The sequence below is a fragment of the Pseudomonas sp. G11-1 genome (assembly GCF_024031555.1).
In the GTDB taxonomy this organism is placed as follows: Bacteria; Pseudomonadota; Gammaproteobacteria; order Pseudomonadales; family Pseudomonadaceae; genus Halopseudomonas; species Halopseudomonas bauzanensis.
The window spans coordinates 393,234-411,137 of record NZ_QEYQ01000002.1; the positions used below are offsets into that span (position 1 = coordinate 393,234).

14 protein-coding genes are annotated in these 17,904 nt (G+C 59.1%); 10 read left to right on the forward strand and 4 right to left on the reverse strand.

Annotated features, from left to right (window positions below):
* Nucleotides 1–7 precede the first annotated feature (7 nt).
* From DHB74_RS07920 to DHB74_RS07960, 9 genes are read left to right on the forward strand one after another with little or no spacing between them, the layout of a single operon-like run.
* Nucleotides 8–1,543, forward strand: a complete 1,536-nt coding sequence (locus tag DHB74_RS07920) for a sigma-54 interaction domain-containing protein (protein WP_136869404.1) — start codon at nucleotides 8–10, stop codon at nucleotides 1,541–1,543.
* A gap of 42 nt (nucleotides 1,544–1,585) precedes the next feature.
* Nucleotides 1,586–1,759, forward strand: coding sequence for a type VI secretion protein (locus DHB74_RS07925; RefSeq protein WP_407920280.1), 174 nt, complete (start codon nucleotides 1,586–1,588; stop codon nucleotides 1,757–1,759).
* 18 nt (nucleotides 1,760–1,777) lie between these two features.
* A complete protein-coding gene (gene tagH, locus DHB74_RS07930) occupies nucleotides 1,778–2,968 on the forward strand; it encodes a type VI secretion system-associated FHA domain protein TagH (RefSeq protein WP_074780603.1) in 1,191 nt (396 codons plus the stop codon).
* Nucleotides 2,969–2,973: 5 nt separating this feature from the next.
* Nucleotides 2,974–3,441 (forward strand): type VI secretion system lipoprotein TssJ, encoded by a 468-nt coding sequence (tssJ, locus tag DHB74_RS07935; RefSeq protein ID WP_036991085.1) that lies wholly within the window; start codon nucleotides 2,974–2,976, stop codon nucleotides 3,439–3,441.
* A 2-nt stretch (nucleotides 3,442–3,443) separates the two neighbouring features.
* A complete protein-coding gene (tssK, locus tag DHB74_RS07940) occupies nucleotides 3,444–4,775 on the forward strand; it encodes a type VI secretion system baseplate subunit TssK (protein ID WP_280165498.1) in 1,332 nt (443 codons plus the stop codon).
* A 1-nt stretch (nucleotide 4,776) separates the two neighbouring features.
* On the forward strand, nucleotides 4,777–5,664 hold the full coding sequence (icmH, locus tag DHB74_RS07945; RefSeq protein ID WP_280165497.1) for a type IVB secretion system protein IcmH/DotU: 888 nt from the start codon (nucleotides 4,777–4,779) through the stop codon (nucleotides 5,662–5,664).
* 2 nt (nucleotides 5,665–5,666) lie between these two features.
* Complete coding sequence (tssM, locus tag DHB74_RS07950; protein WP_499161384.1) at nucleotides 5,667–9,134, forward strand: type VI secretion system membrane subunit TssM; 3,468 nt, start codon at nucleotides 5,667–5,669, stop codon at nucleotides 9,132–9,134.
* The gene (locus DHB74_RS07955; protein ID WP_136869354.1) at nucleotides 9,134–9,865 is read left to right on the forward strand and encodes a PP2C family protein-serine/threonine phosphatase; all 732 of its coding nucleotides are present in this window, start codon (nucleotides 9,134–9,136) and stop codon (nucleotides 9,863–9,865) included. The genes tssM and DHB74_RS07955 overlap by 1 nt, the downstream gene beginning before the upstream one ends.
* A gap of 15 nt (nucleotides 9,866–9,880) precedes the next feature.
* Entirely contained in the window at nucleotides 9,881–10,921 is a 1,041-nt protein-coding gene (locus DHB74_RS07960; RefSeq protein WP_136869353.1) for a serine/threonine-protein kinase, read from the forward strand.
* Nucleotides 10,922–11,175: 254 nt separating this feature from the next.
* On the opposite strand, the gene DHB74_RS07965 is transcribed toward DHB74_RS07960, so the two are convergent.
* Together DHB74_RS07965 and DHB74_RS07970 are read right to left on the reverse strand one after the other, a co-directional pair.
* Nucleotides 11,176–12,540: a DUF1329 domain-containing protein gene (locus DHB74_RS07965; protein ID WP_136869402.1), complete on the reverse strand. Its 1,365-nt coding sequence runs from the start codon at nucleotides 12,538–12,540 to the stop codon at nucleotides 11,176–11,178.
* A 25-nt stretch (nucleotides 12,541–12,565) separates the two neighbouring features.
* A complete protein-coding gene (locus DHB74_RS07970; RefSeq protein WP_136869352.1) occupies nucleotides 12,566–14,350 on the reverse strand; it encodes a DUF1302 domain-containing protein in 1,785 nt (594 codons plus the stop codon).
* 494 nt (nucleotides 14,351–14,844) lie between these two features.
* Here DHB74_RS07970 and DHB74_RS07975 point away from each other — a divergent pair, with 494 nt between their 5' ends.
* The gene (locus tag DHB74_RS07975; RefSeq protein ID WP_051610970.1) at nucleotides 14,845–15,882 is read left to right on the forward strand and encodes a helix-turn-helix domain-containing protein; all 1,038 of its coding nucleotides are present in this window, start codon (nucleotides 14,845–14,847) and stop codon (nucleotides 15,880–15,882) included.
* Nucleotides 15,883–16,001: 119 nt separating this feature from the next.
* Here the strand turns inward: DHB74_RS07975 and DHB74_RS07980 are convergent, their stop codons facing one another.
* Both DHB74_RS07980 and DHB74_RS07985 read right to left on the reverse strand, forming a co-directional pair.
* Nucleotides 16,002–17,315 carry a TRAP transporter large permease gene (locus tag DHB74_RS07980; RefSeq protein ID WP_136869351.1) on the reverse strand — a complete coding sequence of 438 codons (1,314 nt, stop codon included), beginning with the start codon at nucleotides 17,313–17,315 and terminating at the stop codon, nucleotides 16,002–16,004.
* Nucleotides 17,312–17,857, reverse strand: a complete 546-nt coding sequence (locus tag DHB74_RS07985; protein ID WP_136869350.1) for a TRAP transporter small permease subunit — start codon at nucleotides 17,855–17,857, stop codon at nucleotides 17,312–17,314. Before DHB74_RS07985 ends, DHB74_RS07980 begins: the two co-directional genes overlap by 4 nt.
* Between the last annotated feature and the right edge of the window lie 47 nt (nucleotides 17,858–17,904).

The window sequence follows — 17,904 nt, forward strand, 5'->3', positions numbered from 1 at the left end:
ACCGCTGATGTTCAGCCAGTTGCCGCAGCCATTGCGCTATGCCCAGGCACTGCTCGAACACTTCTCCCGGCTGGCAGGGCTGACCGACAGCCGCCGCCTGTGCCAGGGCCTGGTTGAGTCGGCCAGTCAGTTGACCGGCTGCGAACTGAGTCAGCTGTACCTGTTGGATGACACCCATACCCAACTGACCCTGGCGGCCGAATGGCATGAGAACAACTGGCAGATCCGGGAACAGGCCGGCTTGCCCAGCGACTATCACCGCGAACAGTTGCTGCAGTACTGCTTGTGCCAGAACCAGATATTGGCCATCGATACGCTCGACAGCAGCCTGCATGACACCGCTTTCCTGCCGGATAGTGCCACGCCGTGGCGCACCCTGCTGTGCCTGCCGCTGCTCTCCGAAGCCCGGCATGTACTCGGTGTATTGCTCACCGCCAGCACCCAGTCACTGCGCCTGGGCAACTTTGCCGACTCCCTGGGGTTGCTAGGCAACTTCACGGTGAGCCAGCTCGGTCTGCTGCAGCGGGTCGATACCGTGCCCGCCCCGGCCACGGCAGAGCCGGCACCGGATCGCCCCTGCCCCAGCGGCTACGGACTGATCGGTAACAGCCCGGCCATGCGCACGCTCTATCAGTTGCTCGGCAAGGTACTGCACAACCCCGTGAATGTGCTGCTGACCGGCGAAACCGGCACCGGCAAGGAGCTGGTGGCCCGCGCGATCCATGATTACGGTTTCCGGCGTACCCGCCCCTTCGTGGTACAGAACTGCGCTTCGCTGCCGGAGAATCTGCTGGAAAGCGAGATGTTCGGCTACCGCAAGGGCGCCTTCAGCGGCGCCGACCGGGATCATACCGGCCTGCTCGACGCTGCCGACACCGGCACCCTGTTCCTCGATGAAATTGGCGACATGCCGTTGAGCCTGCAGGCCAAGTTGCTGCGGGTGCTGCAGGAAGGCGAAGTGCGGCCACTGGGCAGCACCGACACACACAAGGTTGATGTCCGCATCATCGCTGCGACCCACCGTGACCTGAAGCTGCTGGTGGAAGCCGGCACCTTCCGTGAAGACCTCTACTACCGGCTGGCGCACTTCCCCATCGAGCTGCCGCCACTGCAGGAACGTGGCCAGGACATCCTGCAGCTGGCCCGGCATTTTGCCGAACAGGCCTGCGCCTTTCTCCAGCGTCCGCTCTGTCGCTGGTCGCAGGCCGCCGAGTCGCAGCTGCTCGGCTACCCCTTTCCCGGCAACGTGCGGGAACTCAAGGGGGTAGTCGAGCGAGCCATTCTGCTGTGCGACGGCAATGAGCTGCTACCCGAGCACTTCTCGCTGGAAGACGCCGCGGATACCAGTCGCAACCTGCGCGAGCGCCTGGAACAGGTTGAACGCAACCTGCTGATCGAATCACTGCGCCGCAACCAGGGCAACCAGACCAGTGCCGCCACCGAACTGGGATTGCCCCGCCGCACGCTGCTTTACCGCATGCAGCGCCTGAATATCTGTGCGGCGGACATCAGATCGCGGGAGAAAGCCGATGCCCGTCAATGACCGCCGCTTGAATTGCCCGGATAACCCAAGGAGTAGCAATAGATGATGTTCGGATCTTCCATTTCGACATGCGTGCAACAGTCCCGACGCCGCCGGCGTAGCCTGCTGCTACTGGCCATGACTCTGTGTCTGGCCGGCTGTGGTGCCAATTACAAGCTCAGCGACGGCGACTACCGTCCGCTGGGAGACCCCACCGCGGCCGAGCGCCGCCCGTAGCGCCAGGAGTACCTCACCATGGAATTGGTATTCGATGTGGTCAGCGCCCCGCAGCAGATGCCCGGTCTGGCCATCAGCAAGAGCTTCAAGCAGGCCGGCGGCATCATCGGCCGCGCCGACAGCTGTGACTGGGTGATCCCCGACACGCGGCGGGTCATCTCCGGCCAGCACGCACGTATCAGTCATCATGACGGTCATTTTTATCTGACCGACACCAGCAGCAATGGCATCGAGCTGACGGGCAGCGGCGAGCGACTGAACAAGGGCGAGCCCCAGCGCATCGAACATGGCAATGTGTACCGCCTTGGCGAGGTGGAGATCCGGGCACGGCTGATTCAGGACCCGTCGGTGTTCCTCGACCACGCCAGCGGCTCCCCCGGCGCGGACAATATCATCCCCGACGATGCCTTTCTCGACCTGGACCCGCTGAATGCGCTGGATCAGCAGGAGCGACTGTACAACGAGACCGATGAGCTGGCGATGCCCGGCCTGGCCCCTCAACGGCAGGCCCAGCAGGACTATGCACGTGTCGATATGGAAAGCCTGGCGGTGCCCGAGCTGGTCGCCCCACCGGCGCCCTCCGCCCCGGCGCCGGCCCCCGAGCAGGAACGCCAGCCGCCGCGTTTCTGGGAGCGTTTCGGCAGCGAACTGGGGATGGATCTGGAACAGCTGGATGATACGCAGCGCGAAGCGCTGGCGCTGCGTGTCGCCCGGCTGCTGAAGATCAGTGTGGGCAATCTGCAGCAGAGCCTGCGTACCCGCAGCGACCTGAAAAGCGAGATGCGCCTGGCCCAGACCACTGTGCAGACCGCTGGCAATAATCCACTCAAGCACAGCAGCGATGCCACCGCCGCGCTGACCATCCTGCTGCGCGACAGCGAGCCCGGCCAGTTGCCCGCGGAACAGGCGGTAAGCCGTGCGTTCCGGGATCTACAGGCTCATCAGGTGGCGCTGATCGCGGCCAGCCGTGCCGCCGTCAAGGGCATGCTGGAGCACCTGTCCCCCGAGCAGCTGACGCTGCGTTTCGAGCGGGAGAACAAGTCGCTGATCAGCACTGCAGGCGGTCGCTGGCGCGCTTATATGCGGCTGTACAACGCGCTGGAAGAAAACAATGAATGGAGCGAACGCCTGTTCGCCCGGGACTTTGCCACCGCCTACGAAGAACAGATTCGCCTTATCGCCACCCTCAACAATGACTTTCAAGGATGACTGCCATGCCGCGTCCCATGCTTTTGCTTGCTCTGTGCACCCTGCTCGCCCTGAGCGGCTGCTCGCCCTTTTCCAGCACCACCAAGCTGGACTTGACCCTCGAAGGCAGTCCCCGGTTGAACCCGGACATCAATGACCGCCCTTCACCGATCGTGGTCCGACTGATCGAACTGCGCAATCCAGTGGCCTTCGAGAACACCGAATTTTTCTCGCTGTATCAACGCCCCCGGGAAGTGCTCACGCCCGACCTGGTAAGCCAGGAAGAGCTCGAACTGCGCCCTGGTGATAAGCGCAGCTACAAACTGTCGACGCAACCCGAGAGCCGCTATATCGGCGTGCTCGCTGCCTATCGCAACCTGCCCGAGGCCAATTGGCGCTACGTGATCCCGCTCAAGCAGAAGAGCCACAACCAGGCCGAGCTGTATCTCGACGCGCGGGGCATCAGCACGCCTGCATCCGCCAGGGAAGACTGATCATGGCCACACGTAAAGTCATATGGCAGGAAGGCATGCTGCTGCGTCCGCAGCACTTCCAGCAGAACGACCGCTACTACGATTACCAGTTGAAGGCCCGGACCCAGCGGCAGACCAGTTGCAGCTGGGGATTCTTCCAGCTGGAGATCGATCACCAGTTTCTCACCACCGGCAAGCTGGTGATCAACCAGGCCAGCGGGATCCTGCCCGACGGTACCCTGTTCGAACTGGGTACCGAGCAGGAGCCCCTGGCGCTGGATATTCCACCCAACACCAGCAACACACCGGTCTATCTCACCCTGCCCCTGGTCAGTGGCAATCACATCGAGGCCCGGCGACCGGAGCAGAAAGACGTGCTCGCCCGTTACGTTGCGCGCCAGGCCGAGGTAGCCGACTCCAATGCAGGCGACAGCAGCTCGGCTCAGGTCAGCTGCGGCCAGCCGGATTTCCGGCTGCAGCTGGCAGATGGTGAAGAGAGTCAGGCCTGTGTGCAACTCAAACTGTGCCAGGTATTGGATACCACCCCCGACGGTGTGGTGAGCCTGGATCAGGATTACATCGCCACCCATCTGCACTTTCAGACCAGCCCCTTCCTCCAGTCCTGCGTCAAGGAAGTTGTCGGCATGCTCGCCCATCGAGGTGACATCCTGGCCGAGCGTGTGCGGGCAACCGGCAAGACCGGTGCCGCGGAAGTGGGCGACTTTCTGATGCTGCAATTGATCAACCGTGTGGAGCCGGTGCTGCGTCACTATCTGACCCAGGAACAAATCCATCCCGAGCAGATCTATCGCGATCTGCTGGCAATGCTCGGCGAGCTGTCGAGCTACTCCGGTGAGGCCCGCCGGCCGCGGCTGGAAGGCCGCTATCAGCACAGCGATCAGGGCACCAGCTTCCGCAAGTTGATGACCGCCATCCGCCAGGTGCTGTCCATGGTGCTGGAGCAGCACGCCATCGAGATGGCCCTGCAGCAGCGCCAGTACGGTATCCAGGTGTCGCCGTTGAATGATCACAAGCTGCTCGGCAATGCCTCCTTCGTACTCGCCGCCAGTGCCCATTGCGACTCAGAGGAACTGCGCCAACGCCTGCCCGCCCACCTCAAGATCGGTCCGGTGGAACGCATCCGTCAATTGGTCAACCTGCATCTGCCCGGCATCCGCATTCGGCCCATGCCAGTAGCGCCACGGCAGATCCCCTTCCATTCGGGCAAAACCTATTTCGCGCTGGAACTCAGCTCCGAAGACCTGGCACAGCTGGAACGTTCAGGCGGTTTCGCCTTCCACGTTTCCGGCGAATTCCCCGGGTTGGAAATGATGTTCTGGGCCATCAGGAGCTGACATGACAATCAGGGAACTACATCACGGCCAGGATGACCAGACCGTCATCCTCCACCGCGGCAACGAAGCGCCGGCACAGACTGCGCTGACCGACTTCACCCCACCGGCGAAGTTCGAGCAACTGGATGAGCGCATGATCTATGCGGCGCGGGTACGCCCCGCCGAAAGCTTCAATCTCAGCCTGAACCCGCTCACTGGTGCAGCGGCGACGCTGCTGTCCGAAGTGGTGCGGCTCAAGCACAGCCATACCACCGAAGACCTGCCGCACCTGCGCGAGCGGCTGATTACCGAGATCAAGCTGTTCGAGCACCGCACCCTGCAGGAAGGCATGGAAAGCAGCCAGGTAATGGCTGCTCGCTACGTTATCTGCACCACCCTTGACGAGGCGGTAGTCACCACCCCCTGGGGCAATGAAAGCGAATGGTCACAGATGAGCCTGCTCAGCAGCTTCCATAACGAGACCTTCGGTGGCGAGAAGTTCTTCCTGCTACTCGAGCGTCTGTCACGCAATCCGGTGAAACACCTGGCCATGCTGGAGTTGATGTACCTGTGCCTGTCCCTGGGCTTCGAAGGCAAGTATCGCGTGCTGCCGCGCGGCATGCAGGAACTGGAATTGATCCGCGACAGCCTGTTCCGCCAGATCCGCCAGCTGCGGGGCGACATCCCGCGAGACATTTCTCCCCACTGGGAAGGTTTGCAGCACAAGGGTGGCCAGTTGATCCGGATCATCCCCGGCTGGCTGGTGGCGTTGTCCACGGCAATCTGCCTGGCAGTGATGTACGGCGGATTCAGTTGGGTCCTCAGTGAACAGCGCGCCAGCGTACTGCAGCCCTGGATCAGCCAGGCTCCGGTTGAAAGCTCATTGTCATCCAGGGAAGACGGCCAATGAATATCAGATCTGTTTTGTATCGCGCTCTCGCATTGTTTCGCCAGGGCTGGGCCTTGAGCCTGTGCGTCGTGCTGGCATTGGCTGTGCTGGTCTGGTTCAGCGGCCCGTTGCTGGCCATCAATGACCGCAAGATCCTCGCCCCGGTCGCCAACCGCCTGCTGCTTATCAGCCTCATCGTCCTCATCTGGGGCTTGTGCATGGCTTTCGTCCATTGGCGCAACGGCAAGCAGAAGAAGGCCGAGGAGGACGACGAACAGGCGCCGGAACGTCTGCGCCGCGAAGGCATCATCGTCGAAGAGCAGTACGAGCTGCACAACCGCTATCGCAACGCCGTCCGCACCCTGCGCCGCTCCAGTTTCTACCGCGGACGCAGCGAGCGCTGGCGCAGTGAGCTGCCCTGGTACCTGTTGATCGGCCCCCAGGGCAGCGGCAAGACCAGCCTGCTGGATTTTTCCGGCATCGAGTTCCCGCTGAACAAGAGCGAAAAGGGACGCATGACCCGGGATATTTCCCCGACTCGCCATGCCGACTGGTATTTCGCCGAGCATGCGGTGCTGATCGATACCGCTGGCCGTTATCTCACCCAGCCGGACAACCAGATCGACGGCCTGGCCTGGCAGACCCTGTTGACCCTGCTGCGTCGCCGCCGGCCGCGCCCGCTCAATGGCGTGCTGGTGAACGTGCCCATGGATCAGCTACTTGGCCAGAACGAGCTGGGTCTGGAAACCCTGGCCCGGCAGACCCGCCAACGGCTGCTGGAGATCAACCAGAAGCTGGGCATGGACGTGCCTGTTTATCTGGTGCTGAGCAAGGCCGATGAACTGCTCGGCTTCGATGAGTACTTCGATCAGCTGGCGCGCGATGAAGCCGATCAGGTACTGGGCGCGACCTTCGGGGAGGGCCAGGACAGCACCAGTATTCAGGTTGTTCGCGAGGAGTTCGAGGAACTGTTGCGCCGACTCAACAGCCAGGTCATCTCCCGCCTGCATCAAGAGCGCGACACCCAGCGCCGCGGCCGCATCCTGGACTTTCCCCATCAGTTGGGCCAGATCGGCGAGCGTCTCGGTCTGTTCATCGAACTGGCCTTCTCCGGCAATCGCTACCAGCAGGCAACGCAGCTGCGCGGGTTCTATCTGACCAGCGCACCGCACCTGCAGAGCCAGGTCGACCCGCTGACTGCCAGCATCGGTCAGAACCTGTCGCCATTGGCCAGCGAGTTGCCGTCGTTGCGCAGCGGCCAGGCGCGCTTCATTCAGCATCTGCTCAGTCGGGTGGTGTTTCCTGAATCCGAGCTGGCCGGGCTGGATCAGCGCGAGGTGAAACGCATCAACTGGCGTCAGCGTAGCATGTATGCCTGCGCCGTCGTCTGTCTGATGGCGCTGGGCATTACCTGGACCAGCGGCTTCTCCAACAACCATGACCGCCTCGAACGGCTGCGGGAAATGGGCCGCGAACTCGGCCAGGAACGCCACGGTATCGAGTCACGGGATGACGCGCGGGATATTCTCGGCGTGCTCGATGCCAGCTATGCGGCCAGTCAGTTGTTCCCACCGGCGGACCAGGTTGCCTGGCGCCATCGCGGCGGGCTGTATCAGGGTGAGAAGGTAGAATCGACGCTGTACCAGGCCTACCGCCGGGATCTGGAAACCTTACTGCTGCCGCGGGTCGGCCAGCAGCTGGAACGGCAGATTCGCTACAGCATGAACAACCGCGAACGCCTGCTGGATAACCTGCGTGCCTATCTGATGCTCAACCTGGAAAGGCGCCGGGATGCCACTTGGTTGCAGAACTGGATGGCCGCCGACTGGTCACGTTTGTACCCCGGCAACAATCGCGTCCAGGAAGGGCTGAATAACCACTTCCGCCGCCTGCTGGACGAGTCGTTCTCGCCCTACCGGCTCAATGGCCGTCTGGTTGCCGAAGCGCGACTGCAACTGCGTAGCGAATCCCTGGCCAGCATTCTGTACCGCAGCCTGGGCGAACAGGCCGAGAGTCTGCCGGAGTACCGTCTGGCCCACCATCTGGGTCCCAACGCCACACTGGTCACCGGCAGCAACTACGGCATTCCCGGTTTCTACACCCGCAAGGGCTACCAGAAGATGTTCGCCGACCGTGGCGCAGGATTGGTGGGCAATATTCTCAAGGACAACTGGGTACTCGGCGAGAATGACAAACTCAGCAGCAAGGACATGGAGCGGCTGCAGGCGGAAATGGAACAGCTGTATTTTCAGGATTATGCCAACTACTGGTCCGAGGCGTTGTCACTGCTGAAATCCGAACCGCTGATCAATGCCAATCAAGCAGCGCAGCAACTGGCCGGCCTTACCACCTCCAGCTCTCCGTTGCTGCGCTTGCTTACCGAGGTGCGTGATAACACCCGGTTCACAATGGTCGAGCCACCCGTCGATGGCCTGCCGGATACGGATAGTCTGTCGGTAGTCGGCCCCGCGACCAACAATGCTCGGCAACTATTGGAGCGCCGCTTTGAGCCGCTGCATCGCCTGCTCGACGAGCAGGGTGCCGCCAGCCCCGAACTGGCCACCGCCATGCAGGCCCTCAACGGTCTGCAGCAGCAATTGTCCGGATTGGCCCATGCCAGCTCACCGCAGCAGGCCGCCTTCGAGATGGCCAAGGTACGCATGACCGGTCGCCAGGATGCAATCAACCAGGTACGCGCCAATGCCGATCTGTTGCCCCAGCCGATCGGCAACTGGTTCAGCAGCATGGCGGCAGAAAGCTGGATGCTGGTGCTGGATGATGCTTACCGGTACATCGCCGAGCGCTATCGCAGCGAGTTCTATGCGCCCTACCGGGCCTCCCTGCACCAGCGCTACCCCTTCCTCGCCAACACTGAAAGCGAAGTGGCTCTGACCGATTTCCGTGAATTTTTCAAGGTCCATGGCGTGGCGGACAACTTCTTCGATAACTACTTGCGTCCCTTCGTCAGTGGCAGCGCCAACCGCTACCACCTGCGCCGGGTCGATGGGCGCGGCCTGCCGTTGTCCAGTCAGTTCCTGGCGCAGATGAGCCGTATTCAAACCATTCGCAAAAGCTTCTTCAGTGAAAGCCCCGACGAGCCGCAGATCCTGTTCAAACTGGAACCTTACTCGCTGGATTCCAGCCTCGGTCGCGCGAGTTTCCGCTTCGGTGACCAGAATATGGAGTATCGCCATGGCCCCATCGTGCAGACCCCGTTCCGTTGGCCGGCAACGGCGGAAGATGGTCGCATCACGCTGACCGTGGAGGATCTGGGTGGCAAGCGCACCAGTATCGAACAGAACTCCGGCGCCTGGTCGCTGTTCCGCCTGCTGGATCAGATGGAAGTCGCCCATCACAATGACCGCGATGTATTGCTGGTCAAGGCCAGTCTGGGCGGCATGCGAGCGAACTACCTGCTGCACAGCCAGCGCTCACCCAACCCATTCGATATCAGTCTGATGCGCGGCTTCAGTCTGCCGGCGAAACTGTAATGGCAGCGACGTCAGGCAGCTGGCGCTGCGCCGCCCGCACCGATACCGGCAAGGTGCGGGCGCGCAACGAGGATGCCTTTCTCGCCCTCCCTGAGCTGGGTCTGTGGATTGTCGCTGATGGCATGGGTGGCCACCAGAACGGCGACCTGGCCAGCCGCCTGATCGTCGAGCGACTGGCCGAGCTGCCGGACTTCCTCGATCTGGATCAGCAGGTCGACTGGCTACGCTCGACGCTGCATAGTTTGAACCGGCATCTGGCCCTGGACCTGACAGTACATGCTGATCAACCCGAGACCATCGTCGGCAGCACCGTGGTTGCGCTGCTAGCCCGTGGCGACCAGGCCTGCTGTCTCTGGGCGGGCGATAGCCGTTGCTATATGTGGCGTGGTGGGCGGCTGTTTCAGCTTTCCCACGATCACTCGTTCATGGAGGAGCTCATCCGCGATCAGCGGATGAGCCCAGCCGAGGCGGCGCGACACCCGTCAGCGCGTGCGCTGACCCGGGCTATTGGCGCCCATGAAAAACTCGATCTGGACATGATCCGCTTCACCGTCTATCCGGGCGACACCCTGCTGCTGTGCAGCGATGGGCTTTACCAGAGCCTGCTACCCGACGCCATCGGTGCAGCCATGGACCTTCCCTCTCCCTCATTGGCTCTCCAGAGACTGTTCAATCAGTGCCTGGCCGGGCCGGCGCGGGACAACATCAGTGCCGTGGTAATCCGCCGCTGAGACATGGATTCCGAGATGACGACTACAGAGAAAGAAATACCCTCTTCCAAACTCACCCGTCTCGCCCGCGCCGAGGTTGAATCGCCAACGCCGCCGAAAGCCGCAGGTGGCAACGCCGATGTGCTGCCCCAGGTATTGTGCAAACGCTATCGTATCGAACGCCTGCTGGGTGTGGGTGGCATGGGGGCCGTCTATAGAGCCAAGGACCTACTGCGTGCCCATTTCGGTGATCCCGAACCCTGGGTAGCGCTGAAGGCCTTGAATGAGAGCTTTCTGGAATACCCCGATGCCAACGCCCTGCTCTACAGCGAATATGCCCTGACCAACCGTCTGCACCATGCCCATATCGTTCGGCTGCACGATTTCGCCATTGACCGTCCTAGCCAGCGCGCCTTCATCACCATGGAGCTGCTCAAGGGGCCGACGCTGGACCAACTGATCGAAGCCCACCCTGCCGGCCTGCCCTGGCAGCAATTGCAAGACATTGCCCTGCCGCTATTACAGGCGCTGGTCTGCTCACACAGTCATGGCGTACTGCATGGCGATCTCAAGCCGAGCAACGTGATTCTTACTGAAGATGGTGTGCGCCTGTTCGATTTTGGTCTGGGACAGGCCATGGATGGGTTATTGCCGGGATTACCCCGCCTCAGCCGCAAACGCATCGCCGCCTGGACACCGCGTTACGCCGCCCTGGAGTTGATCAATGGCGAGCCCCTGACCGCCTCGGCCGATGTCTACGCCATGGCCTGCATACTCTATGAGTTGAGTGGAGGACTGCATCCGTTCAGCCGGCTGACCGCGCAGCAAGCCAAGGACATGCAGCAGGACCAATCGCTGCAACGCCCCGCCAATCTGCCGGTACATTGCTGGCCCGCGCTGCGCAATGCGCTGTCCTTCGACCGGCAGCACCGCACCATGGATGCTGCAGGTTTGCTGAAGGTGTTCAGCACCGCACAGCCGAACCGGTTCGTGGGTTTGCTGCGCAACTATCTATCTGGCCGCAGCGGGCGCGCTAGCGCTTCAGCGATTAACGGAACCCGAGGAATGACAGGATAGCCAGGACAATGACCACAGCGCCGACGATGTAAACGATGTTATTCATGGGATTACCTCTTGTTAGTGAAGAGTTGAACCACAATGCTCCGCGGTCCCAACGTTAACGAAGAGGCTTCGGCCTGACCAAAACCCCTCCCGCTGTGGTTTTGGACAGCACCGTTTCGGGAAAAGTTTGGTGCAAATTCCCGTTACCCACTGACATGAAAAAAGGGAGCCCGAGGGCTCCCTTTTTCAATCACCGAAGTGATCAGCTATTAACGAACACCCGAGGAGCGCAGGGCTGCCGGAGTGAATTCGTTATACGAAGGCGTCATACCGAACTTGGGTGCGGAGGACTCTTCGTTGTACATGCCCAGAGCGATGTAACGGCCTGCCAGCAGGTCGTACAGGGTCTCGGTGCTGTAACCCGGCAGCTGTTCGCTGTAAGCGTGGGCCAGATGGCCTTCGGCTACGCGCCACAGAGTGCCGCGACCATCGTAATGGTCAGCCAGGTTCAGCATCCAGGAGTCTTCATCGAAGAAGAAGTTACGCTGGGCGTAGATGTGACGCTGACCGTCTTTCACGTTGCCCTGAACTTCCCACACACGGTGCAGCTCGAAGCGGGTGTGTTCCGGGTTGATGTGACCGGCCTGCAGGATGTCACTGTACTTCAGCTTCGGATCAGACAGCTTGTAGCTGTTATACGGTACGTAGATTTCCTTCTTGCCGACCAGCTCCCAGTTGTAGCGATCCGGCGCGCCACTGAACATGGAGAAGTTGTCGGTGGTACGCATACCGTCAGAAGCGGTACCCGGGCCGTCATAGGCTACCTGGGGAGCACGGCGCACACGACGTTGACCGGCGTTGTAGACCCACGCCATGCGCGGCTCTTTCAACTGATCCAGGGTGTCGTGAACCAGCAGCACGTTACCGGCCAGACGCGCTGGAGCGTTCACCCGCTGCTTGAAATAGACCAGGACGTTGGCGGCCTTTTCCAGATCCACGTCAGGCATGAACTGCGGATAGGCAACATCTTCCTCGAACTTGATCAAGGTATAGGAGCCATTGGTCTGCGGCATCGCCTGTACGTAGGAACGGTGAACGTTCTTGCGATAGCGGGTCAGATGGTTCCATACCACTTCGCCGCCGGCCTTAGGGATCGGGAAAGCAAAGCTGCCATGGGTAAAGTTGTCGATACCGTCACCGCCATTAACCAGCTTGGCCTGACCAGCGGTCTGCTTGATCTGGTCATACACTGACTGCGGCAGGCCAACGCTACGATGGCTCTGGTATACCGGCATGCGGAAGGTTTCCGGGTAGCGCTCGAACATGGCGATCTGACCGGGGGTCAGGTTGTCCTTGTGCTCCTGGTAGTTCTGGGCGGTGATGACAAACTCGGGCTGCTCGTTCTCATAGGGGTTTTCCCAGAAGCCGCGCTCGATCTGCTTGCCAGCATCTTTGGCCAGGCCGCCGGTCCACTCGGGAATGGTGCCTGCCGCGTTACCGGCCTTTTCCGCACCGACTGGCGTCAGGGTGTTACCCAACTGATCGATTTCTGCCTGGGTCAGGCTCTGAGCCATCACGCCAGTGGCGATCATGCTCAAGGCAAGACCACATGCACCCAATACTGCTTTTTGCATACGCATATTATTTTTCTCCAAAACCTTAGAAGCTTACGCCGAAGCTGACTGCGGCGAAGTCGCGGTCGACCAGAGTGTTGTACTTGCCATCAAAGAAGTTGGTGTAGCTCAGGCTGGCGTTGTACTTGTTGGCATAGTCGGCATTCACCCCGAGGCTGACCGACTTGGCGTTCTCCACGAAGTTCGGGCTGTAACCCTCAACGTCGTGCGACCAGGCGATGTTCGGGCTCAGGTTGATACCGGCAATCACGTTGCTGTAGTCCAGGGAGGCACGCAGACGGTAGCCCCAGGAGAAGTCGGTATAGAAACCATCGTTCTCGCACCAGCTCGCACCGTGCGGGTTATCTGCAACATTGGAATCGCAGCTACCATCGGCGTAGGGGCTTTGACCAAACAGCGAGTCGCGACCGAACTTGGTTTCCCCGTTGCCGCTACCGATGCCACTGATATAGTTCGCACCGACCTCACCGATCAATGCCAGGCGGCTCGCACCCATAACGCGATCAATAAAATGGACCGCGCTCATGGACGCCTGCCAGAACTCCTTGCGCTCATAGCCTTGGAGATAATCGCCGACCTGAACCTCGCCGGGCTGGTAGCGGTGCGTATTATCAGCAGCGCCAGCCCCTAAATACAATGCAGCGCGACTCATGTCTCCAGTATTGATCTGCAGCGGCATATTCGGACGATAGCTGATCTCACCAGCTACAGACATACCGCCAATGTCGGTACCAAAGCTGATGCCATACAGACGAATGTCTTCCGGATATTCAAAGAAATAGCCAGCACCGCCGGCGCCGCCATCATAACCTGGTGTTGGGGCTTGGCCAGCCAACAGACCACCTACCTCGTTTGAGTATACGGGGCCTCGGCTATGGTAATTCATTGCGTAGAAGCCGAACTCAGTGTTGTTCAACTCTGGCACAAACCAGCGGAACGCCACCCCGAACTGGCCGCTATCACTGGCGTCTTTATCTTTCTGGGTACGGGCGATATAGAAAGGAGCTTGAGCCTCCCCCTGTGGGAAATCTACACCATTAAAGATCAACCGGTCGGTGCAACCACGCGCCGCCACGTCAGTAGTGGAGAAGAACGTACCGCAGTTATCCGCAACAGTGCCATGCCACTTGAGCTGGTAGAAGGCTTCCATGCTCAGGTTTTCAGTCAGGCCCTGGGAAATGTACAGCATCTCGACCGGCAGCAGACCTTCCTTCAGCTCGGCGCCGGGACGGCGGAAAGCGGAGGCATCGATGGGGTTGATGGCGTTGATACCGTTCTGGATGAAGACACCTTCACCCCAGCTGACCACCTGACGGCCCAGACGGACGTTGCCAGGGTTATTGCCAATGGCGTAGTTGTGATAAACGAACGCGTCCAGCAGTTGGATACCCGCGCCTTTCTGCAGCGGATGACGGCCGGAATCATCGATATCGTAGAAATCCTGGCTGCCGTCTTTGGTTTCAAAGTCGTACCAGTAATTGCCACGAATGAAGGCACCCGAGTCCCCGTAGCGCAGCTCGAGATCATGGGAGCCCTTGAAAATTTTGGAGAAAACATCGCCTTTGTCGTAGTTCAGGCGACCATCATCGGAGGTACGTGCTGCAGCTTCACCACCTTCACTGCGCAGATAATACAGGCGCTTGTCCCGGCCAGCGGTAGACATGCTCGCCCCGATCGACAGCTGCGAATCCAGCTGAGCCTCGACTTCCCCGATGTTGAAACTGACTGCGTTTGCAGAACCTGAAAAACTGGCCAATCCGATAGCCAGGGGCAAGGCCGCGAGCGACCAAGCATGCATTTTTTTTGTCATTGTGCTGCTCCGTTTGGGTGACATGAACCTGTGTATCAAAGAGACACGTTCAGGACATTTCCGAGTCTGTCACGAGCACCACAGAAAGAACCTGTCTTGGATGGCCAAATCATTTGTCCTAAGCGGCCATTCATCAAACAAATCTGACCAATCAGCCATTTCAAACCAGCTTGACTCCAATGGAGCATCCCCACGCAACAAAATTGCAAGTCAAACGAATGTTTGATAGAAAGAGAGCTCTGGACAAGGAGTTCAGCAGCCATACCGGCATCGCGGCAGGAAATGAATACAAGGCGGGTTTTCGCAAAGGAGCCAAAAAGCGCTCTTCACCCTAACAGGTGATCGCTCATAGCCCTTTGCCATGCTATTCATTTTCAAGTTTCGCCACGCGAAATACGATTTCAGTCGAAAACGGGTTGTCAGCAGCGTTGCAGTTTAACATCAATGAGACAGAGTATTGATGTGTTCACATCCCAAGCATTAGAGGGAGTAGTATGCCGGGAAGCCTGAATGAGCAGTCGAAACCACGTGTCCGGGAGCATGGTTTCTGGGTCTCCGTGATCGAACGCGCGCTGGGGCATTATGGCGTGGGGTTGGCACAATCGAGTCTTGCGTACAACCTGACCAATGGCAGTCGGCCCGATACCCCCTTCATTGAGCAGGCCAGCTGCAACCTGGTGTGGGCAGAAGCCAGCCGTCTAGCTGATGATGACCTGTTCGGCCTGCGGCTCCAGCGATTGTTCACTCCCACCGTATTCAACTTGCTCAACCTGTCAGCCAGCGCGTGCGGCAGTGTCGCTGCGGCCCTGGGGCATCTGATTCGATTCTTTCCAATCATCAGTAGCCAGGTGCGCCTGGAGCTGCAACGCGACGCCGACGAATCCTGGCTGCTGATCCTTCCGGTTGGTAAACCCCATACCCAACAACTCGAAGCCATGCTCGGTTATCTCGGCCATCTGTTGCAGCAGCTCGATCCCGGCAGCGACGGTCTGCTCAAAGGCGCCAGCTTATACCGGCCGAACCTGGATCTCGACCATTGCCGGCGTCTGCTGGGTTGCGAAGAGATTCATAACAGTGAGGTATACGGCCTGGCCATGCCCCAGGCGCTACTGGAAAAACCTCTGCCCAGTGCCGATCCTTTTATCGCCACCCGTTTGACCGAAACCCTGCAAGATATGCTTGCCAATCTGCCCTCTCCTGATCTGGCCGAACAGGTCAAACGCCGGGTTCAGCTGCTGCTGGGTTCCGGTGATATCTCGGTAGAGCGCATCGCCGGCCCGATGAATATCAGCCCACGCCATCTGCGGCGCAAATTGAGCCAGGAAGGAACGTCTTACGAGCAGCTGGTAGATGAAGTACGCCGAGAAACCGCCATGCGCATGATTGGTGAGGGTCAGCTTTCACTGACCAGTATTGCCTACGAGCTGGGTTTTCTCGATCCAAGCAGCTTCACTCGAGCCTTTCGCCGCTGGACAGACATGAGTCCCACCAACTTTCGGCAACGGGTTACCGAGTCGTCGACTGGACGCTGAGTGGGGCCACCGAGCGGCAATAGCGCTTTGTCTCCCATATTCCTCCCCCCTGATGTACTCGCTTGCTCTTGAAACAACAAATCCCGGAAATCCGGGATTTGTTGTTTCGTCCGATCCTATTATTGAAATAGTAGATTCGGCAGGTAGGTCACAATCTGGGGAAAGATCATCATGATAATGATGGCGAGGATTTCCAGAAGAACAAATGGAATGACAGACGCATAAATGTCTTTCATCGTTATGCCAGGCGGCACTATCGCTTTCAAATAAAACAGGTTGAAGCCCAGCGGGGGCGTCATGTAACCGATTTCCATGTTGATCACGAACAGGATACCGAACCAGATCGGGTCAAAACCCAACGCATCCACAATCGGCAGAAATACCGGCAGGGTGATCAGCATGATACCCAGTGGATCGAGGACCATTCCCAGCAGGAAGACGATGATCATCATCGCGATGATGATACCCCAGGGGCCACCGGGGATCAGTTGCATCAGGCCTTCAATCAGCTGTTGCGCGCCCATGCTTTGATAGGCTGCACTGAAGGCATGCGCAGCAAACAGGATCCAGGCAATCATCCCTGTCAGCTTGAGCGTCCGGATGCTTGCTTCATGCACCATGGAAAAGCTCAACTGGCGGTAAACGGCGGCAGATATCAGCGCCCCCAGCACCCCCATTGCAGCTGCCTCAGTAGGCGTAGTCAGACCGCCGATAATGGAACCCATGACCATTACCACGACCAGGACAGGCAGAACGACCGACCTCACAGCACGGAACTTTTCCGGCCAGCTTGCCCTCTCGCTTGCTGGCAACGCAGGTGCCAGCTCAGGCTGGAGAAAGCTTCGGATAATGACATACAGCACGGTAATTACGATCAGCAGCAGGCCCGGCAGGATACCTGCGGCAAACATCTTGCCAACAGAGACACCGGAAATGAGGGCATAGAGGATCATCATGATACTCGGTGGTATCAGAATCCCCCAACCACCGCCCGTATTGATCACGCCCAACGCCATACGCTTGTCGTATCCGCGCTGGAGCATCGCCGGCAGAGCGATCGTACCCATTGCCACGACGGCAGCGCCGCTGACCCCGACCATTGCGGCAAATATTGCACAAATGCCGAGCGTACCCACGGCCAGCCCGCCACGCATACCGCCAAACCATAAATGCATCATATGGTATAGATCGCGTGCCACGCCGGTACGTTCGAGGATCATCGCCATGAAAACATATAGCGGGATCGCAACCAATGTAAAACTGCCCATGCTGCCGTAGATCTGCGACGACACCATGTAAAAAGACTCGATCCCCCAGGTAAAGTAAAGAAATACGACGGAGACACCGCCAAGTACGAAGACCAGGGGGAGCCCTAAGAGAATAAATAATACCAAGGCACCGAAAAAAAGTAGGGTAAGAACTTCAACGCTCACAGTGTATCCCCTGCTTCACCTGTTTCATCTGCATTGGGACACTTAACACCCAAGGCAATGGCAATATCCTGAATAAGTTTAACAATACCCTGCAGCAGCAAAAGGCCTGCACCGATAGGGATTGCCAGTTTGATCGGCCAGATAGGAGGGTTCCATGCGGAATAGGACGTTTCCCATGTAGCGATTGATTCTTTGGCCATCTCGTACCCAAACCAGCCGAATGCCATAACAAATATAAAGAAGAGAACGGAAGTGAGGATATCGACTGTCGCCTGGACTCGCCGGGGCAATGTGGCATGGAAAATATCCACATTTACATGTCCGCGGTGCGCCAGAATGTAACCGCCGGACAACACTGCATAAAGACCAAAGAGCATCTGGGTAAGCTCATTCGTCCAGACAGTCGGCGCATTAAACAGATAGCGAAGAAAAACTTCTATTAAAATAAAAACAAAGATAGGAATAACGAGGTAGGCAAGAATACGACCGACCCACTCATTGACTTTCGTCACGCCATTCATGAATGCAGAAATTGCACGCATTATACCCTCCCCGGATATATGTATGGCCTATTAAGACTCCCCGGAGG